General features: G+C 35.5%; 16 protein-coding genes. 8 read left to right on the top strand and 8 right to left on the bottom strand.

The genetic code is table 11. From position 1 onward, the window contains the following. Positions 1–53: 53 nt before the first annotated feature. Positions 54–1,496, bottom strand: a complete 1,443-nt coding sequence (gene ccoG / locus ABEG63_RS13470; protein ID WP_346585473.1) for a cytochrome c oxidase accessory protein CcoG — start codon at positions 1,494–1,496, stop codon at positions 54–56. Positions 1,497–1,762: 266 nt separating this feature from the next. Here ccoG and ABEG63_RS13465 point away from each other — a divergent pair, with 266 nt between their 5' ends. After that, entirely contained in the window at positions 1,763–2,656 is an 894-nt protein-coding gene (locus ABEG63_RS13465; RefSeq protein ID WP_346585471.1) for an SMP-30/gluconolactonase/LRE family protein, read from the top strand. Positions 2,657–2,725: 69 nt separating this feature from the next. Here the strand turns inward: ABEG63_RS13465 and ABEG63_RS13460 are convergent, their stop codons facing one another. After that, on the bottom strand, positions 2,726–4,033 hold the full coding sequence (locus ABEG63_RS13460; RefSeq protein WP_346585469.1) for a DEAD/DEAH box helicase: 1,308 nt from the start codon (positions 4,031–4,033) through the stop codon (positions 2,726–2,728). A gap of 590 nt (positions 4,034–4,623) precedes the next feature. Between ABEG63_RS13460 and rpsA the strand changes: the two genes are divergently transcribed. From rpsA to ABEG63_RS13440, 4 genes are all read left to right on the top strand, one after another. Further along, entirely contained in the window at positions 4,624–6,420 is a 1,797-nt protein-coding gene (gene rpsA / locus ABEG63_RS13455) for a 30S ribosomal protein S1 (RefSeq protein WP_267406039.1), read from the top strand. A gap of 159 nt (positions 6,421–6,579) precedes the next feature. Next, the gene (locus ABEG63_RS13450; RefSeq protein ID WP_346585467.1) at positions 6,580–8,034 is read left to right on the top strand and encodes a T9SS type A sorting domain-containing protein; all 1,455 of its coding nucleotides are present in this window, start codon (positions 6,580–6,582) and stop codon (positions 8,032–8,034) included. A 126-nt stretch (positions 8,035–8,160) separates the two neighbouring features. Continuing rightward, positions 8,161–9,138 (top strand): DMT family transporter, encoded by a 978-nt coding sequence (locus ABEG63_RS13445; protein WP_267406149.1) that lies wholly within the window; start codon positions 8,161–8,163, stop codon positions 9,136–9,138. A 73-nt stretch (positions 9,139–9,211) separates the two neighbouring features. Then, a complete protein-coding gene (locus ABEG63_RS13440) occupies positions 9,212–10,207 on the top strand; it encodes an alpha/beta hydrolase (protein WP_346585466.1) in 996 nt (331 codons plus the stop codon). A 347-nt stretch (positions 10,208–10,554) separates the two neighbouring features. Here ABEG63_RS13440 and rplS read toward each other — a convergent pair whose 3' ends face one another. Continuing rightward, positions 10,555–10,911 carry a 50S ribosomal protein L19 gene (gene rplS, locus ABEG63_RS13435; protein ID WP_034709455.1) on the bottom strand — a complete coding sequence of 119 codons (357 nt, stop codon included), beginning with the start codon at positions 10,909–10,911 and terminating at the stop codon, positions 10,555–10,557. 286 nt (positions 10,912–11,197) lie between these two features. Here rplS and ABEG63_RS13430 point away from each other — a divergent pair, with 286 nt between their 5' ends. After that, positions 11,198–13,939 (top strand): fibronectin type III domain-containing protein, encoded by a 2,742-nt coding sequence (locus tag ABEG63_RS13430; RefSeq protein ID WP_346585464.1) that lies wholly within the window; start codon positions 11,198–11,200, stop codon positions 13,937–13,939. A 244-nt stretch (positions 13,940–14,183) separates the two neighbouring features. Here ABEG63_RS13430 and ABEG63_RS13425 read toward each other — a convergent pair whose 3' ends face one another. Further along, on the bottom strand, positions 14,184–14,561 hold the full coding sequence (locus ABEG63_RS13425; RefSeq protein WP_267406054.1) for a hypothetical protein: 378 nt from the start codon (positions 14,559–14,561) through the stop codon (positions 14,184–14,186). Positions 14,562–14,763: 202 nt separating this feature from the next. Beyond that, positions 14,764–15,255, bottom strand: a complete 492-nt coding sequence (locus ABEG63_RS13420; protein WP_346585463.1) for a DoxX family protein — start codon at positions 15,253–15,255, stop codon at positions 14,764–14,766. 176 nt (positions 15,256–15,431) lie between these two features. On the opposite strand from ABEG63_RS13420, the gene ABEG63_RS13415 reads away from it, so the two are divergent. Continuing rightward, the gene (locus tag ABEG63_RS13415; RefSeq protein WP_267406056.1) at positions 15,432–16,133 is read left to right on the top strand and encodes a CoA transferase subunit A; all 702 of its coding nucleotides are present in this window, start codon (positions 15,432–15,434) and stop codon (positions 16,131–16,133) included. A 145-nt stretch (positions 16,134–16,278) separates the two neighbouring features. On the opposite strand, the gene ABEG63_RS13410 is transcribed toward ABEG63_RS13415, so the two are convergent. After that, positions 16,279–18,081: an ABC transporter ATP-binding protein gene (locus tag ABEG63_RS13410; protein ID WP_346585461.1), complete on the bottom strand. Its 1,803-nt coding sequence runs from the start codon at positions 18,079–18,081 to the stop codon at positions 16,279–16,281. A 122-nt stretch (positions 18,082–18,203) separates the two neighbouring features. On the opposite strand from ABEG63_RS13410, the gene ABEG63_RS13405 reads away from it, so the two are divergent. Then, positions 18,204–18,857, top strand: coding sequence for a CoA transferase subunit B (locus ABEG63_RS13405; protein ID WP_346585459.1), 654 nt, complete (start codon positions 18,204–18,206; stop codon positions 18,855–18,857). A gap of 201 nt (positions 18,858–19,058) precedes the next feature. Here the strand turns inward: ABEG63_RS13405 and ABEG63_RS13400 are convergent, their stop codons facing one another. Both ABEG63_RS13400 and ABEG63_RS13395 read right to left on the bottom strand, forming a co-directional pair. Then, positions 19,059–20,705 carry a RagB/SusD family nutrient uptake outer membrane protein gene (locus ABEG63_RS13400; RefSeq protein ID WP_346585457.1) on the bottom strand — a complete coding sequence of 549 codons (1,647 nt, stop codon included), beginning with the start codon at positions 20,703–20,705 and terminating at the stop codon, positions 19,059–19,061. A gap of 10 nt (positions 20,706–20,715) precedes the next feature. Next, positions 20,716–23,829, bottom strand: a complete 3,114-nt coding sequence (locus ABEG63_RS13395) for a SusC/RagA family TonB-linked outer membrane protein (protein ID WP_346585455.1) — start codon at positions 23,827–23,829, stop codon at positions 20,716–20,718. Between the last annotated feature and the right edge of the window lie 1,094 nt (positions 23,830–24,923).

Below are 24,923 nucleotides of genomic sequence, written 5' to 3'. Positions count from 1 at the left end.
AAATACTCAAACACTCTGACTCTCTAACCCTAAAACCCTCTCATCCTAAAACATCACAGCAACAATTTAAAAGGTCCTTCAAAAGTCGTTTCAAAAGAGGTTACCATTTCTCCTTTTTCATCAAAAACCCCAATGGTAAGATTTTGTTTAGAAAGTTTTATTTCTTCTTCAGGAAAAGTAATATTGATGTTACCTTTCAGAATCTGATCGCCTTTTAAAACAATTGTACTGGAACCGAAGAATTCAATTTCTCCGTTTTTCGGACTTAAAATTTTTATCGTTAAAACTTTCTTTTCATTTGTTTTATTCAGGAAAGTGTAGATAAAAGTATTCGTTATTTTGCCTTCCTTTACAAAAAATGTTGATCCGGCAGGTTTAATGAATTTCGCTTCCATAGAACCTCGATCGTACATCAGAAATCCTAAAAATCCTATCAATAAAGCAAGAAAAACAGCAGTTACTTTCATTCTTGAAGTAAATTTAAATTTCTCCTGATTTTCAATTTCCGCCTCCGTAGCATATCGAATTAAACCTTTCGGAAGACCTACTTTTTCCATCACTTCGTCGCAGGCATCGATACAAGCGGTACAGTTTACACATTCCAGCTGCTGACCGTTTCTGATGTCGATTCCTGTTGGACAAACCACTACACATTGATGGCAGTCAATACAATCACCTTTTTCTGCCGCTTTTCGGTCTTCATTATTTCTCCATTTTGAACGGTTTTCGCCTCTTTTAAAATCGTAATACACATTAATGGTCTGCTTATCAATTAAAACACCCTGAAGTCTTCCGTAAGGGCAGATCAACGTGCAAACCTGCTCGCGAAGCCATGAGAATACAAAATAAAAAGTAGCGGCAAATCCTACCATTCCAAGGAATTTTAATGAATGGTCTAAAGGTCCTTCTGTAATAATTTTAAAAACTTCTTCATAACCTACAATATACATGAACATGAAGTTGGTAATGATTACCGAAATCAGGATAAAAACCGACCATTTTGTCACTCTTTTTCTGATCTTTTCTGAATTCCATTCCTGTCTCTCCAGCTTCATCTGTTTGTTTCGGTCGCCTTCAATCCAATATTCAATTTTTCTGAAAACATTTTCCATGAAAATGGTTTGCGGACAAAGCCAACCGCAGAAAATTCTTCCGAAAACCACCGTGAAAAGCATGACGAAAATAACCGATGTTACGGCTCCCAAGGCTAATATGAAAAAATCCTGAAGATAGAACGGCTGTCCGAAAATGAAAAATCGTCTGTCAATTACATTAAACAAAAAAGCAGGATTATGATTGATTTTCAGAAAAGGCAATCCGAAAAATAAAAACAATAAAAAATAACTTGTGTAATCTCTGTAATTGGTATATTTTCCTTTAGGCTTTCGTGGAAAAACCCATTTTCTTTTTCCGGTTTGATCCATTGTTCCTACCGAATTTCTGAAATCATCATAATCTATCTCAGCGGCAGAAAAATTGTCGGATGGTACACTCATCGTCTTAAAATTTTATAATAAAATTGAGATATGAGTATTTTTCACATAGAAACAAATACTCATTTTAAAAATTGCAGCGAAGAAAATTGTTGAGTTTTCTTCTTATGCAAAGCTCTTAATTAAATCATTTTATTACTAATATTATCTACTTCTAAAATGGGATTATTCGGACATTTCATAAATATTATTCAATGTTTCAAAATGAGAAAATAATCTTTGAATCTGTTGTTACATATCGTAAATTGTGCTCCTTAAAATTGTACGTAATGAAAAATATCTTGAAAACAGGCTATATTGGTTTGGTTTTAGTATTACTCAACTGTAAATCAGTAAATAGTAGTACTATGTTTTATGAAGATGTAAAACCGGAAAAAATTTCGGATCAATTTAGTTTTACGGAAGGGCCGTCTTCGGATAAAGAAGGAAATGTTTATTTTACCGATCAGCCGAATGATAAAATTTATTATTGGGACTGGAAAACGAATAAAATTATTCAGTTTCTGGATAAAACAGGCCGTGCCAACGGAACGCATTTCGATAAAGATGATAATTTAATTACCTGTTCAGATGATAATGGGGAAATGTGGAAAATATCTAAGGACAAAGAAGTTCAGGTTTTATTTAAAGATTTTGAAGGTAAAAGGCTGAATGGCCCCAACGATGTCTGGAATGACGAATTCGGCGGAATGTACTTCACAGATCCTTTATATGAAAGAGATTATTGGGTGAATTTTAAGCAGGAAATCCCTAATAAGAGTTTGTATTACAGAAATAAAGAAGGGCAAATTTCAAAATTGGAAACCTTTACACAACCCAACGGAATTGTAGGTAGTGAGAAGTTTAAAAAATTATACGTTTCTGATATTGATGCGGGAAAAACTTACGTATATGAGATTCTTGGCGAAGGCAAATTATCTGAAAAAAAACTTTTCTGTGAAATGGGCTCCGACGGAATGACGCTCGATAAGCACGGAAATTTATATTTAACCGGAAAAGGCGTTCATGTTTTCAACCGCGACGGTAAGAAAATCTATCACATCCCGATTGAAGAAGAATGGACATCCAACGTAACATTCGGAGGAAAAAATAATGAAACTTTATTTATTACTGCTTCAAAGTCGGTGTATACTTTACCAACAAAAGTAAAAGGGGTGAAATAATTTGAGGTTGAGATTAAGGCTGAGGTTAAAACACAACGTTAACTTTAAACCTTAATCTCAACCTTAACCTTAATAAGCAACCTCCATTTTCACTTTCTTGCCTTTCAGCTTTTCATGAGCGAGTCTTTTCAGCACATCGTTCACACGATTTCTTGCAACGGCAACATAAGAAGTGTTATCTTTTACTTCGATTAATCCAAGTTCTTCTTTTTGAAGATCTCCTTTTTTCAGCAAATATCCAACGATATCAACTTTATTCACTTTATCTTTTTTTCCGGCGCTGATGTAGATCGTCTGGAAAGGTGTTTTTTCAGGAACTTTGGTAAATCCTACCACACTTTCTTCAGGAACATCGTTTTTAATAAAAGGGAAATTGTCTTCTTCTTTCATAATTAGGTACGCAAAACCCTTCGCATTCATTCTCGCGGTACGTCCGTTTCTGTGGATGAAAGCATCTTCTTTTGGAGGAAGTTGATAATGTACAATCGACTCAACTTCCGGAACATCCAAACCTCTTGAAGCTAAATCTGTAGTGATTAAAATTCTTGCAGAATCGTTTCTGAATTTCAATAAAGCACGTTCTCTTTCGTCCTGTTCCATTCCGCCGTGGAAGGTTTCTCTGTCGATTCCTTTTTCGCGCAATAGCTCAGAAATACGATCAACGGCTTCTCTGTGATTACAGAAAATTAAGGTTCTTTTATTCCCGATCTTGCAAATTAAATTGAACAAAGTATCCAGTTTTTCCTCAGAAATTGTCATTACTTTTCTCAACTGAATATCCGGTATCGCTTCGCCTAATTTCAGGAAATCAACCAATTTTTCATTTTTCAAGCCTGTAAAAGCCGGAATTTCATCCATTGCGGTTGCAGATGTTAAAATTCTCTGTGAGAGTCCTTTTAATGAATTAGAAATAAATTCCATATCATCTTGAAAACCAAGTTCTAAAGCCTTGTCAAATTCATCCAAAACCAAAGTCTGAATGGTTTTCGGATCAAAATTATTATTTCTTAAATGATAAACCACTCTTCCAGGAGTTCCGATTAAAACAGCCGGAGCTTCAATTAAATTATTAACCTCAATCTTTTTATCGTGACCTCCATAACAAACTGAAACCTTAAAATCTGTTCCCATCGATTTGAAAACCTGCTCAATCTGCAATGCCAATTCTCTTGCAGGAACCAAAATTAACGTCTGAATTCCTGAAGCATTTTTCTTAAGATTTCTAAGAACCGGAAATAAAAAAGCCAGCGTTTTCCCAGAACCAGTGGGAGAAAGCAGTACAACGTCCTGCTGATTTTCTGTTGCTTTGAAGGTCGATTTCTGCATCTGATTCATCTCCTGAATCTGCAGTTTTTGATAGATTGATTGTAGTTCCATGGTGCAAAGATAAGGATTTAGTTGATGGTTGATCGTTGCTTGTTGATGGTTTGGAATTTAATGTTCAAAATTCTAAGTTTAAAGTTTAATGTATTTATTATTCACGATCATGAAGTATCCAATCTCTATCAACTAAAAACCATCAACCATCAACGATTTTAGGAGCTATTTCCGGCTTTTCACTATATCTTTTGGGTTACGGCCTCCGCTTCGCTCCGGCCGCAACCCAAAAGGATGCCGTTGCAATCCGGGCTAGGGATGAAGTATGTAATTATAAATGGTCTGCGCATCATTTATATTTATCGAAGGTTAAAATCCCTTCCTCTCTGCAAATAATGATGCTTCGACAGGTTCGGCATGACAACGCTAATACCAATGTAGTTTAATTAATGTTTGATTTTCAGTAAGTTGTGCTTATTTTGAGCATGATGATAATAATTGTTTATCTCAAATAAAATTCATATCTTTGCACCCACTTTTGTGGCGAAAAGGTTTGATGAGTAAATTACTTATAATTAATAACTTCCGTATTTTTCAATTCACATTTATTCAGACCGTTGAAAAAGAAGGAATACAAATTTTATTAGAAAATGTCAAAAGAGACAAATTCAGCAGAGGTTTTATTAAACCAAAACGTAGCACCAGAACAATTTGATTGGGATTCTTTCGAATCTGGTCTTGATGCAGATGCGAGAAAAGAAAAAAGCGATTTAGAAGAAATCTACAACGGATCTTTGAACAACCTAAGCGATAACGACGTTTTAGTTGGTAAAGTTGTAAGATTAACTGATAAAGAAGCGATCGTAGACATCAACTTCAAATCTGAAGGTGTTATTTCTCTTAACGAATTCCGTTACAACCAAGGCCTTAGTGTAGGTGACGAGGTTGAAGTAATGGTAGACAGAAGAGAAGACAAAACAGGTCAGTTACAATTATCTCACAGAAAAGCTAGAACGCTTAAAGCTTGGGATAAAGTAAATGAACTACACGAAACTGGAGAAATCGTTAACGGTTTTGTGAAGTCTAGAACTAAAGGTGGTATGATCGTTGACGTACACGGAATCGAAGCATTCTTACCAGGTTCTCAAATTGACGTTAAGCCAATTAAAGATTACGATCAGTTCGTAGGTAAAACTATGGAGTTCAAAGTTGTGAAAATCAACCCTGAGTTCAAAAACGTAGTTGTATCTCACAAAGCATTGATCGAAGCAGATATCGAAGGTCAGAAAAAAGAGATCATCGCTCAGTTAGAAAAAGGACAAGTTCTTGAAGGTACTGTTAAGAATATTACTTCTTACGGTGTATTCATCGACCTTGGAGGTGTTGATGGATTGATCCACATTACAGACCTTTCTTGGTCTAGAGTGAACCACCCATCTGAAATCCTTGAGGACGGACAGACTGTAAAAGTTGTTATCCTTGACTTTGATGATGAGAAAACAAGAATCCAATTGGGTATGAAGCAATTAGAAGCTCACCCTTGGGATGCTCTTTCTGCTGACTTGAAAGTAGGTGACAAAGTAAAAGGAAAAGTAGTAGTTCTTGCTGACTATGGTGCATTCGTAGAAATCGCTCCAGGTGTTGAAGGATTAATCCACGTTTCTGAAATGTCTTGGTCTACTCACTTGAGATCTGCAGGTGACTTTGTAAAAGTAGGTGATGAAGTTGAAGCTGAAGTACTTACTTTAGACAGAGAAGAAAGAAAAATCTCTCTTGGTATCAAGCAATTAAGCAAAGATCCATGGGAAAACATCGAAGCTAAGTATCCTGTAGGATCTAAGCATGTAGGTACTGTAAGAAACTTCACTAACTTTGGTGTATTCGTAGAGTTAGAAGAAGGTATCGACGGATTAATCTACATCTCTGATCTTTCTTGGACTAAGAAAATCAAGCACCCATCTGAGTTCTGTGCAGTTGGTGATAAATTAGATGTTGTAGTTCTTGAACTAGACATCCAAGCTAGAAGATTATCTCTAGGTCACAAACAATTGACTGACAACCCATGGGATGCATTCGAAACTAAATATGCTGAAGGAACTGTACACACAGGAACTGCTGTAGAAGTTCACGATAAAGGAGCTTCTGTACAATTCGAAGATGCTGAAGTTGAAGCTTTCTGCCCTTCTAGATTATTAGAGAAAGAAGATGGATCTAAAATCAAGAAAGGTGAAACTGCTGAGTTCAAAGTAATTGAATTCAACAAAGAATTCAAGAGAGTAGTTGTTTCTCACACAGGTATCTTCAGAGACGAAGAGAAGAAAAACGTAAGAGAAGCTTCTAACAACAGATCTAACAACGTATCTTCTTCTTCAAACGAAGAGAGATCTACTTTAGGAGATATCGATGCATTAGCAGAATTGAAAAGAAAAATGGAAGAAGGTAAATAATCCTTAATTTCATTTTAAAATATGAGCCACTCGTTTGAGTGGCTTTTTTTATGCTTGAAAGTTTAGATTTTGATTAATTAAAAATATTTCAAATTATTTCACGATATAAAGAAAAATATATTATTTTTAACATAACTTAATTAACAAAATTTTTAATCCATGAAAAAAACATTTCTTTTGTTTCTGTTGGCATTAAGTATGTCTTTCGGAAAACTTTCGGCACAGGCTCCGGGCAGCGATTACATTATCTTATTAGACAATGGCTTTTCCATCAATGTTCAGACTTTCACTGAAATGAAGCTGGCTGCCAGCAAATTTATCGAGTCTTTATTGTCTTGCAATCCTAAAAATAGAGTAGCGGTAGTACATTATGGCGCTGGTTTGTACGGTGCTCCTAACACAGGCTTTATGCCAAGGATTTATATTGAATCTGATTTTACTAATGATCACATAGTGGCAACAAATTTTCAAAGAAGATTATACTTTGGAGATCAGTTTCATGAAGCATTAGGGTTAATCGGAAATGCAATAGATAATAATCCTAATTTAAATATTATAAGTCCACAAAAGACTTTAAATTTAGATCATCATCAGCCTTTACATATTATAACTTTTACAGATGCGAGCAGAAATACAGGAACTGCTCCAATCAACAGGTCGTATTTGGTAAATGAATTTAATACAAACTTCAATAATGATGGTGCTTTTGAAAATGTTACCGAATTTAAAGCGGGAAGAAATGCGAGATTTGTAATGTTCCATTATACTCCGACTCCAAATCCTACAGCTCAAAATGCAGCGGCTGTAATTTCAAGTCCGGGAGGTACTTATATGGGAGCTCTTGAGAATTTTCCTGGTGATTTCGATGGAGGATCTTTACCAAGAATGTATTACAACAGAACAAACGGATTCAGTTTGTATCAAACTGAAAGTACACTTTGGATAGAAGCGGCAAATAATATTTGTAATTCGACAAATTGGGGACAAATCACATCGATGTATTATGAACCTAACGGATGTGCATTGAACGGAATGCAGGCTATTAATTGGACATATTCTCTGCCTCCGGGTGCTACGCTTGATGCCTTTAAGCTTGAAATGATTAATAATGCTACAGGAGATGTTTATCCGGTGGATTTGAGCAATATTTCACAATGGGGAACTACAGGGCTATATTATAATTATATGTATCCAGCGGATTTTGGAGCTTCCTCAGCTGCAGGAGCAACCGGGCAATACAGATTTAGACTGAATATGTTCTATACATTTAACGGAAGTAATTTTATGGTTAGTAATTATAACAACTATCCGTATTTTGATTATGATTTTGATTTAGATTGTGTTTTAAGATCGGCGCCAAAAACAGAACCTAAATCATTATTTAAATTAACCCCAAATCCTACTGACGGTTTATTTAAAGTAGTTTTAGATAAAAATATTATTTCCGGAACATTAAGGGTAATGAATGTAAGTGGAAATGTGGTTTATAACAAAGCTTTCCGCGGCGAAAAAGAAGTTGAAATCGATATTCATTCTCAAAATCAGGGAGTTTATATTGTGAAAGTGGTTTCTGATAAAAATGAAGTGTATACTGAGAAATTGATCAAAAAATAATCACTCTTAAAATATATTGTTTAGAATCGGCGCAAGCGAAGCTTGCGCCGATTTCGTTTATCTATCATATTAATCTTCATCACTCTTTTGAATTTTAAGTTGTACCTTTGCAGGCTGTTCAAAAAAATTATGAAGAAGAATATATTAAAAGGAGTTTTATTTGTAGGAATTGGAGCCAGTATATATGGTATGTTGGCGACTTTCGTAAAATTGGCTTATGAAGATGGTTACACAACATCGGAGGTTACCACATCACAATTTATTTTAGGATTGGTCGGACTTTTAATTCTGAATATTATCCAGACCATTACCTCAAAACAAAAATTATCATCTCCAACATCCAAAGAAGTAAGAACATTGCTATTGGCGGGAACGTCTTTGGGATGTACAAGTTTATTTTATTATATTGCCGTTCAATATATCAATGTTTCAATTGCGATTGTTTTGTTGATGCAGTCCGTTTGGTTTAGTGTGGTGGTTGAAAGTTTCTTAACTAAAAAATTGCCCAACGCAAGAAAAGTTGTTTCTGTTATCATTGTTCTAGCCGGAACTATTTTGGCTACAAACCTTATCAATACAGAAATAGAACTCGACTTCAAAGGGGTTTTCTGGGGATTAATGGCGGCTGCTTCTTATACCTTAACGATGTTTACATCTAATACATTAGCAACGCATTTACCCGTTTTCCGAAAAAGTTTTATTATGCTTTGTGGAGGTTCAATTATTATTTTTGCCTTCTTATTTTTCGCACAAATCGGACCTTTACATTTTGATGGATTAAGATCATTTTACTTAAATTTCACCGAAAACACAGAACATATTCACAGTTTCAATTATTCGATTCTTTGGAAATATGGTTTGATTTTATCGCTTTTCGGAACTATTATTCCGCCGATTTTATTTAATGTCGGTTTTCCAAATGCAGGTTTAGGATTAGGAAGTATCGTTTCTTCATTAGAACTTCCGGTTTCTGTGACGATGGCTTTTGTTTTATTAGGTGAAAAAGTAATCATGATTCAATGGTTGGGAATTGCTTTGATTCTTTTCGCCATTGTTTTAATGAATCTTCCAAAAAAAGAAGAAAAGGTAGTTGAATTTTCTTAAATAAATGATAATTAACACATACGAACCGTTTCTTTTGAAGCGGTTTTTTTATTTTTATATAAATTAAATTTTTATGAAAAATTTTAAAAATGCTGCTGTAATTATAATGCTATCGATTTCATCAAGCTTTATATTTTCTCAGGTAAAACCTTTAGATGCTGAATTATCTAATTATAAATATCCTTATGAAGTCCATTTTTTGAATCTGAAATCTCAAAATAATGATTTGAAAATGGCTTATATGGATGTAAAACCCAAAACATCCAACGGGAAAACAATCATGCTTCTTCATGGGAAGAATTTCAATGGAGCCTATTGGGAAAGAACGGCTAAAGATCTTTCAGATAAAGGTTTTCGAGTGATTATTCCGGATCAGATCGGGTTTGGAAAATCTTCAAAACCTCAGAATTATCAGTTTTCATTTTCACAATTGGCGGATAATACAAAAGCGATTTTGGATGAACTTAAAATTGATAAATTAATAGTTTTAGGACATTCAATGGGAGGAATGGTTGCCACAAGATTTACTTTGCTTTATCCGAATATGGTTGAAAAATTAATTTTGGAAAATCCGATTGGTTTAGAAGATTACAAAACTTTTGCCTCATATCAAACCATAGATCAAGCCTATAAATCTGAGCTTAAAAATACGGCAGAAACCTATAAAAATTATCAATTAAAGTTCTATTACGATAATAGATGGAAAGCAGAATATCAACCTTGGTTGGATTTAATTGCAGGCTGGACTTTACACCCAGATTACCCAAAAGTTGCTTGGGATGCAGCTTTGACCTCTGATATGATTTATAATCAACCCGTTTGTTATGAATTTAAAAATATCAAAGTTCCAACATTATTAATTATTGGAACAAGAGACAGAACGGCAATTGGAAAAGATAGAGCGCCAAAAGAACTGCAGCCGAAAATGGGGCAGTACCAGGAATTAGGAAAGAAAACCCAACAACAAATCGCCGGATCAAAACTAGTTGAAATCGAAAATGTGGGACATCTTCCTCACATTGAAGTCTATGATAAATTTTGGAATGCGTTGTATGAATTTATAAAGTAGGGAGGCCGGAAGCTGGATGATGGAAGTTTAAATGATTGAGAATATTTTTACAAAGAAATAAGAAAAATATATTACGTTTAAAATTCCCCTCCTTTGGAGGGGTGGCGAAAATTTCAAAGAAATTTTTGTCGGGGTGGTTTCAAAAGAAAGTCATGACTTTCACCTTATGAATAAATAGTCAATTATATTCGAAATTTCCTAGCCCCGATTGCAGCGACATCCTTTTGTGAGCAAAGCGAAACAAAAGATATAGCGGAAAGCGGGAAATAGCTCCTAAAAAATACTCCAAAAATAAAAAGAGACCACTAAAAATTAGCAGTCTCTTTTTGTATGTATTGTTGTCTGAATTATTTCTTCTTGTAAGCAGCGTCTTTAATTCTCGCTTTTTTACCTCTAAGGTCTCTGAAGTAGTAAATTCTAGATCTTCTAACTCTACCTCTTCTGTCAACTTCAATTTTCTGAAGAGCTGGCATGTTGATTGGGAATACTCTTTCTACACCTACATCACCAGACATTTTTCTGATGGTAAAAGTTTTTGTAGATCCAGTACCTCTCAATTGGATAACAGTACCTTTGAAGAACTGAGTTCTTGTTTTTTGACCTTCTTTAATCTCGTAATACACAGTGATTGTATCACCAGCTTTGAATTCAGGGAATTCTTTTTTTGTAATGTACTTGTCTTGTACGTACTTTAATAAATCCATTATTAATAAATAAAATGTTAAGGCTAAGCAACTTACACGGACTTCGTCAGAGGTTGAATAACAGGTTGCAAATATATAAAATAGTTTTCAAATTTTCCAAACAAATTATATATTAAATATGATAAATTTTTAATCTCTTTTTTCGTTTAAAACTTAACACTTCCTTTAAGTTCCCATCAGATAAAGTTTATATGTGATTTTTACTTTTGCGCAATGATAAAAATCAGTTAATCAATACTTTTTATTATAAACAATAAATATCACACTACTTAAAAACTGAACTACAATGAAGTATTACTTATTCTTTTTTTGTTTCGCCGTCCAGATGGCATTTGGGCAGACTTTAGTTCCTTATTTACAAAATCCAACGCCAAATTCGATGATCGTGAATTGGAAAACATCATCGAATAACGAAACAACAGTTATGTATGGCGCAACACCTACTAACTTAAATGTAACTTTCACCGGAACGACTAATATTTTTTCGGATACAGGATACAATAACAACTATTATTATCACACAGCAAAAATTGCCAATTTACAGCCAAACACAAAGTATTATTATAAAATTAAAACAGGAACCAGCGAGTCTGCAGTTTATAATTTCAGAACGCTTCCTTTGCCGGGACAACCTATAACAGCTGATGGAAAAATACGTTTCCTGATCATGGGTGACAATCAGATTAAAGCTGAACCGAGATATGATAGTTTAACTTTAAATGCTTATAAAAAATTAAAGGAAAAATTCGGGATAGATTCTGATCCTTCTGATAATATCGCACTAACGTTTATGGTTGGAGATCAGGTAGATGTGGGAACATTAGATCATTATGAAAATGTTCACTTTAAAAAGAATATTAAGCTTTCGCCTTATCTTCCGATCCAGACCACAGTGGGAAATCATGAAACGTATGGTAGTTTAGGGATGAACTCTTATTATGCTCATTTTTATATTGATGAAATTAAATACAAAAATATTTCTTCAGGAAATGAGAATTATTATGCTCAACAAGCTGGAAATGTTTTATTTGTAAGCTTAAGTTCAGAACATACAGGTTCGGCTCAGCAAACTTGGCTTCAGCAAATTTTAAATGAAGCAAACAACGATCCTACGGTAGACTGGATTATTTCTTTAAGCCACAGACCTTATCAGGCGGAACAATATGTGGGAGATATTTCGACTTGGGTGAGAAATACGGCGGTTCCTCTGTTAACGACTTCTAATAAATATTTAATGCACGTTGGGGCGCATCACCATTTATATCACAGAGGTCAGTTAAAAGAATCTCCGAATTATCAGATTATTTCCGGTGGAGTAGCGTGGGATCAATATTGGGGAATGTCGAATGAACAGGATTTTGACGATGTTCAGAAAACATTGACGGATTGGACCTATCAAATCGTTGAAGTAGATGTAAATACAGGAAAAGTTGATATTGAAAGTTATTCAATTGGGGGAGTTTATCATAAAAAATATAATGAATTGGTTGATACTTTTCACCGATATAAAAATCAGCCAAAACCAACAAAACCTTCCATTACAAACACTTTTTCAGCTCCGATTACGTTACCTTTAACACTAAATGGAAGCACTTTTACCACAACAAATTCAGAATTATTAAATACCACACAGTTTTTAATCAGTAAAGCTGCTGATTTTTCTGTTGTTGAAAAAGAATTTTACAGAGATTACGAAAACTGGTTCGGAAAAGATGGTAACGGAACGCCCGATATTACTAAAAATCTAAATGCCGGAGTTGATATTACCAAAGCTACAATTGCTTCAAATTCAATTACAAACGGAATTTATTATGTGAAAGTTCGTTACAGAGACAGAAATTTAGAATGGAGCGATTGGAGTGATGCAAAACAATTTGAAGTAACGGGAAGTGTGGTTTCCAATCCTACCTTCAATTTAAGCAAAACAGAATATACTCAAAATGAGCCAATTGTTACAACGTTTACAGACGGTCCCGGAAATCAGCAGGATTGGATCGGAATTTATAAAAAAGATCAGAATCCAGCTTCGGTAACGTCACAAACTTATCTTTATACCAACGGGCAAACTGCCGGAACGACAACTTTCCCCAATGGAATTTCAGCTAAAGGTCAGTATTTCGCAGGGTTTTTTGCGAACAACGGATACACAGAAATTACAGCCAGAAAGAACTTTTATGTAGGACCAAAAGTAGTTTTAAATACCTCCGCAGACACATATCCTGTTGGTGGAACAGTTGTTGTAAATTTCAATAACGGACCAAATTTAACGAAAGACTGGATCGGAATTTACAAAATGGGACAAGTTCCAGGGCCAACGCCTTCTATAAAGTGGAGTTATGTAACAACAGCTTCAGGAACATTGAATTTTACAGGACTTCCGAAAGGGTATTATTATGCTCAGTATTTTCTTGAAGATGGCTACACGACAGTAGGAGAGAAGGTTTTCTTTAAAGTTGGAGACATTGTTACGGAACTTTGGACGAACAAACCGGTTTATACATTAGGTGAAAATATTACCGCTTCTTGGACGGATTCTCCGGGAATTATCAAAGATTGGTTGGGAATTTACCCTCAAAATATTCAAACGCCGGATGATAATTTTGTGTCTTATACTTATTTTGACGGAATTGCTCAGGGAACGAAAAATATCAATGGTGCTGCATTGCCTACAACTCCCGGAAATTATTATATGGTGATGTTTACCAATGATTCTTATACTGAGGTTTCAAACCGAGTTCAGTTTCAGGTACAGGGAGCAACTTTAGGAACTGATGAAACAAAAAATCATAATGAAAAAGCAGTTGTTTTATATCCGAATCCAACAAAACCGGGACAGCCAACATTTATAAAAAGTGATTATCCAATTGAAAAGATAGAATTACTTTCTGCCAACGGAGATCTTTTATATAAGTCTGAAAATGTACAGAATCAACGATTTTCTTTAGTAAATGAAAACCTTCCGAAAGGGGTGTATTTTGTGAAAGTTCATTCAAGAAAATTATTTACGTTGAAATTGATTATTCAGTAAAATATAAAGATTAAAGGAAGAGTCCCGAAGGGACGATTTACATCAGGATTGGATGCTAATCCAATTATGAATTATCAATAAAGATTAAATTGATTTAAAAAGGTTGAATCATAAATAAATCCTCAATAAATATTTTCAAAAAATAGTTGAAAGGATCAATAGAAACGGGCTTTAGCCCGTTTCTTTATTTCCTAAATTCATAAGGCTTTAGCCAAAACTTAATTTTTAATTATAATCAAAAAAGTTATTCATCAGTCGATTTTATTGCCCATGCCATTAAAGGAGCCTGCATAAAAAGTCTTGCAAATCTTGCGTTATCAGTATTCAGTCCAAAAGAATCTCTTCTGTTTTTATATTGAGCAATATTTCCGGGGAGAACGGCAGCAAAAAATCCGGCAACCACTTGTCCCATTGTTTTTCTATATTTTTCAGGAGTAAGAATTACTGCTGCTCCCAATGCAATCTCAGCAAATCCGGAATAAACAACGGTATCGTCTTTTTTCAGAGGAACCCACTCTGGAACCTGAGCCTGAAATTCTTTTCTTGCGAATGTTAAATGACCGATTCCTGCCGTAATTAAAAAGGTACCTAAAGCAATTCTTGAAATGTCTTTCGTTTCCATAATTTTAATATTTTTTGTGATGTTGATTATAATTAAACCAAAATCAGACCATGACAACGAAATATATTTACACTAATTTAAAATATATAGAAAGAAAGAGTCCCGAAGGGACGATTTAAATCAGGATTGGATGAGAATCCAATCAAAAAGATGATTGTTAAAATAAAATCGGGAGAAAATTTTTAATTTTCCCCCGATTACTTTATCTGTAAATATTCCTTTTCTTGTTTAAAAACCTATCAATTCCAAAGATCTTATATCCATATAATGAAAACATTCCCAACAGCATTATAAATAATACCTGAGGTAAAAAGAAGAAATACGTAAGCCATGTAAAATTGTCAATAGGAATGTTCTCTATTTTAGGATCAATGGGAACCAATTCTGTCGGAATAGAATGGATATCTTTTGAAATCAAAGCGACCAACATGATAACAATTAATGCAAAAGAACTTATCCTTGTGAAAAGCCCAATCAATAAAAATAATCCCCAAACCATTTCATTAGTTGCTACAAAATGTGCCGTAAACTGTGGATTTGAAAAACCAAGACCTTCCATTGTTTTCAGCATATACCCTTGAAAAACGGGATGAAAAAGTTTGTTGAAACCTGTAATGAAGAAGAATAAACCAATGCTCATTCTGCAAAGTACATAAAAAACATCTCCTGCTTTGTTTAAATTTTCCTGTTTCATTTGTGTAATAATTTGTGAGGTTAAATTTTAAATCAAATACTTTTGAGTAAAAGATTTGACAGTATTTATAATTATCAAATGTATAAAAAGTTATCATATCATCATCAAAAAAATGCGGAACATAGGATATTTGAGAAAAATTATTAAATTTAAGCCAACAGAAAATCTAATATTTCATGATAGATAAAAGAGTAAAAAATGCAAAGGAAGCCATCGAAGGAATTCAGGATGGAATGACGTTGATGTTGGGCGGGTTTGGACTTTGCGGTATTCCTGAAAATTCAATCAATGCTTTGGTAGAGAGCGATGTGAAAGATCTTACGTGTATTTCAAACAATGCAGGGGTAGATGATTTCGGGTTGGGATTATTGCTTCACAAAAGACAGATCAAGAAGATGATTTCTTCTTATGTGGGAGAAAATGCTGAGTTTGAAAGACAGATGCTTTCGGGAGAATTGGAAGTTGAGCTGACTCCACAGGGAACTTTGGCAGAAAAATGCAGAGCTGCACAGGCGGGAATTCCTGCTTTTTATACGCCGGCAGGTTTCGGAACTGAAATAGCAGAAGGGAAAGAAGTAAAAGATTTTAAAGGAAAACCTCATATTTTAGAGCACGCTTACGAAGCAGATTATGCAATCGTAAAAGCTTGGAAGGGCGATCATGCCGGAAACCTAATCTTCAAAGGTTCGGCGAGAAATTTCAATCATCCGATGGCTGGAGCAGGGAAAATTACCGTAGCGGAAGTTGAAGAATTGGTAGAACCAGGAGAATTGGATCCTAACCAAATTCACATTCCGGGAATCATGATCCAAAGAATTTTCCAAGGAGAGAAATTTGAAAAAAGAATTGAGCAGAGAACGGTTAGAAAAAAAGATTAATTTTTTCATCAGCTCTAAAAAATAATACCCCGAAATCAATTTTCGGGGTAATTTATTTATTTTCAAAGTTGTCATTCCGACGAAGAAGGAATCTCTGTTTTCAATCAGGTAAACCTCCAGCTTCCATCACCTAACTTCCATCCTTTTAAATCAGCGTTTCAGCAATTTTTCTTTCTCCAATTTGCTGTCTCCACATGGCGTAATATAAACCTTTTTCTTCAATTAACTGGAGATGTGATCCCGTTTCCACAATTTGCCCACGTTCCAAAACATAGATTCTGTCCGCATGCATAATAGTACTTAATCTGTGCGCAATAAGAACGGTTATCTGTTCTTTTTCTTTAGAAACTTCCTTGATAGTCATGGTAATTTCTTCCTCGGTAATACTGTCCAAAGCGGATGTTGCTTCATCAAAGATCAATAAATGCGGTTTTCTTAATAAAGCTCTGGCAATGGCAATTCTTTGTTTTTCACCACCGCTCAATTTTAATCCACCTTCTCCGATTACGGTTTCAATTCCGTTTTCAGCGCGTTCTAAAAGTGCCGTACAGCTTGATTTTTTTAAGGCTAACTGCAAATCTTCCTCGGTTGCCGATGGATTGACAAATAAAAGGTTTTCTCTGATGGTTCCTGCAAAAAGCTGAGTATCTTGGGTTACAAATCCGATTTGATTTCTTAATTCATCAAAATCAAATTCCTTTCCATCAATATTATTATAAAGAATAGCTCCATCCTGAGGTCTGTACAAACCCACAAGCAATTTCACTAAAGTACTTTTTCCTGATCCACTGGGACCGACAAAAGCAATGGTTTCTCCATTTTTCACATCAAATGAAATCGAATTGATGGCTTTATAATGAGCGCTTTGATGCTGAAAAGAAACACTTTGGAATTTCAGATCTTCAATAGCACCGATTTTCTTGGGAGTTAAAGGTTTAGGTTCTACTTCTTTTTTCATCACGCGATCGAAATTATTCAACGAAGCCTGAGCTTCACGGTAAGAAATAATGATATTTCCAATTTCCTGCATCGGTCCGAAGATGAAGAATCCGTAGAACATCAAAGATAAATATTGTCCCGGCGTTACAATGTTTTTAAAGATCAACAATAATAAAGTGAAGGTAATCGTTTGCTGTAAAAAATTAACCAAAGTTCCCTGAACAAAGCTTAAAGAACGGATGCTTTTTACTTTTCTTAATTCTAAATTTAAAATTTTATACGTATTGTTATTCAAACGTTCAACTTCCTGATTGGTCAGTCCTAAACTCTTTACAATTTCAATATTTCTAAGACTTTCGGTGGTGCTTCCGGCTAAGTTTGTTGTTTCAGTAACAATACTTTTCTGAATATTTTTGATTCTTTTGCTTAATAAATTGGTCACAACTGCAATAAAGATAATCCCGACCACATACACCGGCATGATCGTCCAGTGCAAACGGATGGCGTATACCGAAACGAAAATTATACTTACCAAAATTCCGAAAAATACATTGATGAAATTATTGATAAACTTCACCGAATCTTCACGAACTTTTGTTAAAATGGAAAGTGTTTCACCGCTTCTCTGGTCTTCAAATTCCTGAAAAGGCAGTCTCATAGAATGTTTTAAACCATCCGTAAAAATCTTTGCCCCAAATTTCTGGATGATCACATTCACTACATAATCCTGAAAGGCTTTTGCAATTCGGCTTATCATCGCCGTTCCGATCAATAATCCTAAAAAATAGAATACTCCGTGATAAAGATCGGTTCCGTTCAGATATTCAGTCATATTTCTCGGAAGCGTTTTTTCTTTATCAAAAAAATTAGGATGGGTAACCAGTTTGTCTAATATATTTCCCGTAATGGCAGGCGCAAACAGTGAAAATACCTGATTGACTGAGGCTAATAAAAGGGAAGCTAATATCAGCCATTTATATGGTTTTAAATAATTTAATAAAATTTTCATTGCTAAAATTAAAAGTCCACAAATTTACAACAATTTGAAAAGGGAAATTTATCATAGGATAAGAAAAGAATTTTTTTTGTAATTCTGAAAAAATGGCTAATTTGGCGGGATAAGATAAAGCTATGTTAACTAAAGAACAAATTGCACAAAGAATTTCCAGAGAAGTAAAAGACGGGTATTATGTAAATTTAGGAATCGGGATCCCTACATTGGTGGCCAACTACGTTCCGGACAATCTTTCTGTAGAATTTCAGAGTGAAAACGGAGTGTTGGGAATGGGACCTTTTCCTTTCGAAGGAGAAGAAGATGCAGACATCATCAATGCTGGAAAACAAACGATCACGATCTTGAACGGAGGTTCATTCTTCGATTCTGCCTTCAGTTTTGGGATGATCAGAGCTCAAAAAGTAGATTTAACAATACTTGGAGCGATGGAAGTTTCAGAAAACGGAGATATTGCCAACTGGAAAATTCCGGGTAAAATGGTAAAAGGAATGGGCGGTGCAATGGATTTGGTGGCTTCTGCGGAAAATATTATTGTAGCGATGATGCACGTGAACAAAGCGGGAGAAAGCAAAATTCTTAAAAAATGTACGTTGCCTTTAACGGGTGTGAATTGTGTGAAAAGAGTAGTGACAGAATTAGCCGTTTTAGATGTCACGCCTGCAGGATTTAAGCTTGTTGAAAGAGCACCGGGAGTTTCTGTTGAGCATATTATTCAATCTACAGAAGCAGATCTGATCATTGAAGGTGAAATTCCTGAAATGCAGTTTTAAATACTAGGTTAGAAGAAGGAGGCTTGAAGCTGGAAGTTTAAATTGATGACTTTAATATAAATAGTTCTTGTTTACTATTTTGTTAAAAGGATAATCACTTCATCAACCTGGCTCTTTTTACCTTTTACTTTTGCCTTTAATTCATAAAAAAATCCGTCTCCACATTTGCGAGACGGATTTTTTTGTCATATTATTCCTGTTTTAATACGCAGGATTTTGTGGAAAATCTTTATTTTGATTTAAATCTAAAACCGTTTGAGGAATCGGTCTTAAAATTTTCTGAACGCCATTATTTCCATTAAAATTAGAAGCGCTGGTAATCTTATAATTATACTGAACGGCTCTTGAAACCAAAGTTCCGGTACGCTTTAAGTCAAACCAACGGTTGTATTCTCCCAACATTTCTCTGCCTCGCTCATCCAGAATATAATTGATATTGAATTCTGCTGCTGTTGCCGCTGCCACACCTGCTCGTGCTCTTACCACATTTAATCTTGCCAGTCCTGTCGCCGAGTTTCCTGATTTTAAATAGGCTTCGGCAGCAATAAGATAGGTATCTGCCAATCTGGAAATGATGATGTCTCTTGTGCTTACCGCGCCTGTGCTGGCTGGCGTAGTGGTTGCCGGATCATCAAATTTCTTCACCGGAATTGTCTGATAATCTAAGTTTTTAACTAACGTATAGGCTGCATCATAAGTTCCTTTATCGTGATAAAGAAATCCTGTGGCTAATTTTGATGCGTTCGCCGTCATCCATGCCGTTTTATCGGCTGCGGTGTACCACATCGGCTCATAAAAATGCTTAATTTTCAGATCCGATTTATCAGCAACTCTGAAATAGTCGTAATATTTTTCATAGACAACATCCATAAAAGTGGCTTCCCATCTTAGATCGCCTTGCTTGAATAAGTTGAGAGCATAGGCTGTCGGGCAAAGATTGTAGCTTCTCAAAGGCGCGCTTCCATTGGTTTCTGCACCTCCCAAATACGAGCTGAAATAGTAAAACTGCTTATTTCCCAGCGTAGTCGGAGAGGTTGAGGTAGAATTAAAGTCATATTGCACCGAGAAAATGGTTTCTGCATTCAATTCATTTCCTGGATAAAATAGTTTAGAAGGTTCTACTGTCAGGCCTTGTCCGGCAATGGCAGCGTCTGCATACGTCGCCGCGGTGGCAAAATCTGTACTTGCTCCAAAGCTTTCATATCCTCGCGTTAAATATACTTTAGCCAAAAGATCATTTACCGCTTTCTTGTTTACTTTACCGCTGGTAGCATAAGCCGTAGTTCCAACAGCAGCAAGTGATGCCTCTAATTCTTTAATGATATATGTATAAACTTCTTCTGCAGAATTTCTGTTGAATTGTAAAGTGGGAAGCGTAAAATTTTCCTCAACAATAGGAACTCCGCCATAGGTCTGCACCAATAGAAAATAAGCCTGAGCTCTCAAAAATCTTGCTTCTGCCACTAAAGTGGGAACACTGGAAGTCTGCTCAGTTATCGAGGAATAATATACCGTTTTATTAACCGACTGAATCAACTGATAACAAGCCATATATAATTGGTCAACTCCTTCCGAGGCAGGAATTAGCTGCGTGTATTGGCTGAGACCAGCCGGCTCAGGCGTTCTTCCTTCGGCATACATATCGGTTCCTGCAACAAAAAGCCACGGATCGCCTCCATAAATGCCTTTTAGCCATGCATAATTCGTATTCACAAGCAGCTGAAAGCCAGTAGCTGTTTTATAAGCTTCATCAGCGGGTACGTTTGATAAACTTTCTTCTTCTATAAAATCGCTGCACGAGTTGAAAATCGCTGTAGCCAGTACAAGTGTAAATATTATATTTTTCATGATCTTTTAATTAAAATTTAGCGCTTAATCCCAATTGTGTAGTAATGGCAGCCGGTCTGTTGACTCCCATATTAGCAGCTGCCCATTCCGGATCGTATCCATCGAAATTGGTGAATACAAAAGGATCAAGAACATTGACGTAAACTCTTAAGCTGCTCATTTTTACTTTTTTCAGGAAGTCGGAATCAAAAGTATATCCCAATGAGATGTTTTTAATTTTCGTAAAAGAAACTTCTCGGTAATAGCCAAATCCTGTTGACCAAAATGCACCTGCTCCAGTGGCTACAGGTCCTGGTCTTGGGTTGGTATTATTGGCATTAGAAGCAAGTCCGGCACTGTTGGTCGGTACAAAATAATCCATTGCCATTTTTTGGCGTCCGCGGTCTGAAACATCAGCAAAATTTTGGTGGAAAGTGCTTAAAACTGTTTGCCCTTGGCTGGTAATAATTGAAAAATTAAAGTCAAATTTTCCTATCGTAAATCTTGAATAAAAACTTCCCTGCCATTTTGGAACTGAGCTTCCGATGGTTGTTCTGTCGTTGGCATCAAATTTTCCGTCGCCGTTGATATCTTTAGGTCTTGCCTGTCCGGGAGCCATTCCGTAAGCTGCTGCCTGTGCGGCTTCACTTTCCTGCCAAACGCCGTCGTACACATAATTGAAATTCGGATTTAAACTGGAACCTAAAATAAGATTATTCCCTCGATCGCTCACCTGATCCTGATTGTAGATCGATTCAAGCTTATTGATGTTTTTGGTGAAGGTAAAAGTGGTTTCCCAATTGATGAGTTTACTTTTTATATTTTTTGTAGTTAAAAGTACTTCAACCCCTTTATTACTTACCGATCCTACATTGGCATACGTATATTTTACCCCCATTTCGGCAGGTAACTGTTGTTTATAGATTAGATTTTCAGAGAGACGGTCGTAAACATCCACGGTACCCGTAATTCTGTTTCGAAGAAAACCAAAATCCAATCCGAAGTTAAGTTCACGTGTTTTTTCCCAAGTAAGTAAAGGATTCGCAAAAACAGAAGACTGTAATCCCGGAACCAAAGTAGATCCATTAGCATAAAACGTCTGCTGGTCTAATAACGCTAATGATTGATATGGTGCTACATTATCATTTCCTGTGTAACCGATACTTGCCCTTAGTTTTAAGTCTGAGATCGCTTTTACATTTTCAAGAAAAGATTCTTTATTAACTTTCCATCCTAAGGCAAGAGAAGGGAAGGCAGTCCATTTATTCCCTTCAGACAATACCGAAGATCCGTCCCATCTTGTGGAAGCTGTTAATAGATATTTGTCTTTGTATCCGTAGTTTAACCTTGCAGCAAAAGAGTTCAAAGTCCTTTTCATATAAGGCGGCGATTGCAGCTGAAAACTGCTTGGTAGCCCAAATCCTAAGTTATAATATTCTGAATTAAAAGACTGTCCGTGTGAATATCCGTAAGAGGACTGATCTTCATTAGAATACGTACTCTGAAGCAATAATAAACTTACATCATGTACATCGCTGAACGTATGTTTTAAATCGATTTGATTATCCCAGGTATAATTAAAGTTTTCAGTTTTGCTTAAAGAAGCGGAGTTTTGTTTATTAAGAGCAATCCCGATATTGGTATCTGCCGTATTCGATATTCCTAAACTTGAAGTTGAAAATCCTGCAGCAAAAGTGGTTTTAAATGATAACCACTTCATTGGTTGATACTGGAAAAATATATTTCCTAATGTCTGCCAGGTTCTTTCGGTTTGTCTCGAATTGGCAATTTCTAATAATGGATTGATCGTACTTGTTTTATTAATTGCCCAGGCGCCGTTAGGATACGTCAGTTTGCCGGGTAGTAAAAATAATTGTCCGTCAATATCATTGCCATTGGAATCGATTGCATAAGGAGATAACAACGGACTGAAGCTGAATGCAGAACGCATCGCCGTATCACTTCCGTATTCTGTAATCGTTCTTGCTACGGTAATATTGGCTCCCGTAGAAAATTTGGAATTTATTTTATGATTGATTCCGAGCTTGAAAGTATACTTATCATTAGAATCATTGGCAATCAAACCTTCGTTTCCCTGAACTCCGAAGGACATATTATATCCCAATCCCCCATCAGATCTTCCGGAAATATTTACATAATGATTTTGCATAGTTCCGGGTTGCAAAACGGCATCGTACCAGTCGAAATTATATCCGTTATTGGCTCTTTGTACCAAAAGCGGACTCTGATTTCCTGCTAAAGTTGCCAACTGTGCCGGTGTCTGGGTATTCGGAGTTGCACTAAGGTAAGCTGCCTGATGGAAATTCCACCATTCTGCGCCGCTCATCATTTTAGGCAAGCGGGCTGCAGTTCGTACACCATAAGAAGTTTCCAATGAGACATTGATTCCTCCTTTTGCGGTTGCCCCATTTTTAGTTGTTACCAAAACCACACCACTTGCTCCTCTGGAACCGTAGATTGCTGCTGAAGAGGCATCTTTCAAAACATCCATTCTGGCAATATCCTGAGGATTCAGAAAGTCAATATTATCCGTAGGAACACCATCTACAACGTATAAAGGATTTCCAGATGAAATCAGTGAATTATTTCCACGGATGGTCATTTTAAAACCGTCACCCACTCGTCCTGAATTAGACGTAATCTGAACTCCGGGCATACTTCCCTGTATCGCTTCAAGCGGACTTGTTGTATTTCTTTCTACAATTTTGTCTGAACTTAGTGTATTCACAGAACCTGTAAGATCCGACTTTTTCACACTTCCGTAACCTACCAATACCACCTGTTCAATGGTTTTTGTTCTTTCTTCCTTTAGCGGAATGGCGATAAAAGAACGGTTGTCCACAGCGATGATCTGCGACTGAAAACCTTCATTTTCAACAGAAAGTGAAGACTGATCTTTTAATAATGTAATGATAAATTTTCCTTCAGCATCGGTCGTAACGGTATTTTCTGTACCTTCTTCCTTTACCGTTACATTAGAAAGAGGAGCCTGTTTGTCGTTGGTTATCTTTCCGCTCACCTCTTTACCCTGCTGCGCAAAAACCACTCCAGAGGAAAACAGAAATAAAACAGCAAGCTTTTGACGAATCCTAAAACCGGATTCTGCTATTTTTTCACATGACATAGTTTTAATTTTTTGAGTTAAATTTTTACTTCCCAACAAGAACTCTGAGATTAGCTACTTCTCATCAAATTTGTTGAAAAAATTAATTAAAATTTAAATGTAATCGATTGCGCATTTCGATTAATATTTTTTTAGTTTTCTATATTAAACTTTTTTTAATAAAATTTTCATTTTTTTTAACGTAATGTTAATTTTAGCGATTAAGTTTTTAAAAATCAGTGGATTAAATTTTGTTTGATTTGTTGATTTAATATGATTTTTGTCATATTTTGTTCGTTTTTAGCATCCGTTATTTCCCTAAAATTGATATTAATATTAATTTTTTCTTCTTTTTGTGAAAAAAACATTTGCATTTCGGTTGATTAAACGATTAAAATAATTCGTTAAAAATGCACAACAGAAAAGTGCGACTTATTGTAAAATATAATTGTTGATTTTAGATGAAATTTAATTTATCAAGAACAAAAAATCCATCTTACAAAATGGTAAGATAGATTGTTATTTTTTGAAAGTATTGTCTGAATATTTATGTTATTTTCTTGCCTTAAAAAGCATCGGTTACAAAACTTGTAGAGTAGGCAAAAAACTTGTATCTATTAAAGTTTGTCAACTTGGTAGGAATCTAAGCTATTAGAAAACGAGGCTAAAACAATTCTTTATTTTCTTTTTAACGCTATCGATCCCTAAAGTTTTGCATTTTGTTTTAAACATTTCGGTCGCAATGGCGTTCTACTCAGCAAATGATAGCAATATTAAACTCGCTTAATGATAAAAATTCAAAGCTTTAAACTTTGAACAAAGTCCACAAAGTTTTTTTGACTTCCATTTGTTTTAAGTTTCACAAAACGAAGTTTCGCCGATTCAGCTTAAATCAATTTTATAATTGAGGCAAAGCCAATCTACTTATAAAATACAATAAAAAGTTGATCTACTTTCGCCCCAAGTTTTGAGATTGAGTCTTAAAAGGTGACAAAATTTGAGTGAATTTCTTTTCTATTTAATGATATGTCGTCATTCTAGCCCCGATCGCAGCATTTGTTTGAGCTCATTTAGTTAGGTTTGGGGGGGGGGGGGGGGGGGGGGGGGGGGGGGGG

The sequence above is a fragment of the Chryseobacterium sp. C39-AII1 genome (assembly GCF_039672645.1).
GTDB lineage: Bacteria > Bacteroidota > Bacteroidia > Flavobacteriales > Weeksellaceae > Chryseobacterium.
This window is presented reverse-complemented; position numbering and strand designations above follow the sequence as displayed.

What these genes read in the sequence shown, in the direction of transcription:
- ccoG (WP_346585473.1), bottom strand. Translation starts at nt 1,496, where the DNA reads ATGAGTGTACCATCCGACAATTTTTCTGCCGCTGAGATAGATTATGAT.
- ABEG63_RS13465 (WP_346585471.1), top strand. Translation starts at nt 1,763, where the DNA reads ATGAAAAATATCTTGAAAACAGGCTATATTGGTTTGGTTTTAGTATTA.
- ABEG63_RS13460 (WP_346585469.1), bottom strand. Translation starts at nt 4,033, where the DNA reads ATGGAACTACAATCAATCTATCAAAAACTGCAGATTCAGGAGATGAAT.
- rpsA (WP_267406039.1), top strand. Translation starts at nt 4,624, where the DNA reads ATGTCAAAAGAGACAAATTCAGCAGAGGTTTTATTAAACCAAAACGTA.
- ABEG63_RS13450 (WP_346585467.1), top strand. Translation starts at nt 6,580, where the DNA reads ATGAAAAAAACATTTCTTTTGTTTCTGTTGGCATTAAGTATGTCTTTC.
- ABEG63_RS13440 (WP_346585466.1), top strand. Translation starts at nt 9,212, where the DNA reads ATGAAAAATTTTAAAAATGCTGCTGTAATTATAATGCTATCGATTTCA.
- rplS (WP_034709455.1), bottom strand. Translation starts at nt 10,911, where the DNA reads ATGGATTTATTAAAGTACGTACAAGACAAGTACATTACAAAAAAAGAA.
- ABEG63_RS13430 (WP_346585464.1), top strand. Translation starts at nt 11,198, where the DNA reads ATGAAGTATTACTTATTCTTTTTTTGTTTCGCCGTCCAGATGGCATTT.
- ABEG63_RS13425 (WP_267406054.1), bottom strand. Translation starts at nt 14,561, where the DNA reads ATGGAAACGAAAGACATTTCAAGAATTGCTTTAGGTACCTTTTTAATT.
- ABEG63_RS13420 (WP_346585463.1), bottom strand. Translation starts at nt 15,255, where the DNA reads ATGAAACAGGAAAATTTAAACAAAGCAGGAGATGTTTTTTATGTACTT.
- ABEG63_RS13415 (WP_267406056.1), top strand. Translation starts at nt 15,432, where the DNA reads ATGATAGATAAAAGAGTAAAAAATGCAAAGGAAGCCATCGAAGGAATT.
- ABEG63_RS13410 (WP_346585461.1), bottom strand. Translation starts at nt 18,081, where the DNA reads ATGAAAATTTTATTAAATTATTTAAAACCATATAAATGGCTGATATTA.
- ABEG63_RS13405 (WP_346585459.1), top strand. Translation starts at nt 18,204, where the DNA reads ATGTTAACTAAAGAACAAATTGCACAAAGAATTTCCAGAGAAGTAAAA.
- ABEG63_RS13400 (WP_346585457.1), bottom strand. Translation starts at nt 20,705, where the DNA reads ATGAAAAATATAATATTTACACTTGTACTGGCTACAGCGATTTTCAAC.
- ABEG63_RS13395 (WP_346585455.1), bottom strand. Translation starts at nt 23,829, where the DNA reads ATGTCATGTGAAAAAATAGCAGAATCCGGTTTTAGGATTCGTCAAAAG.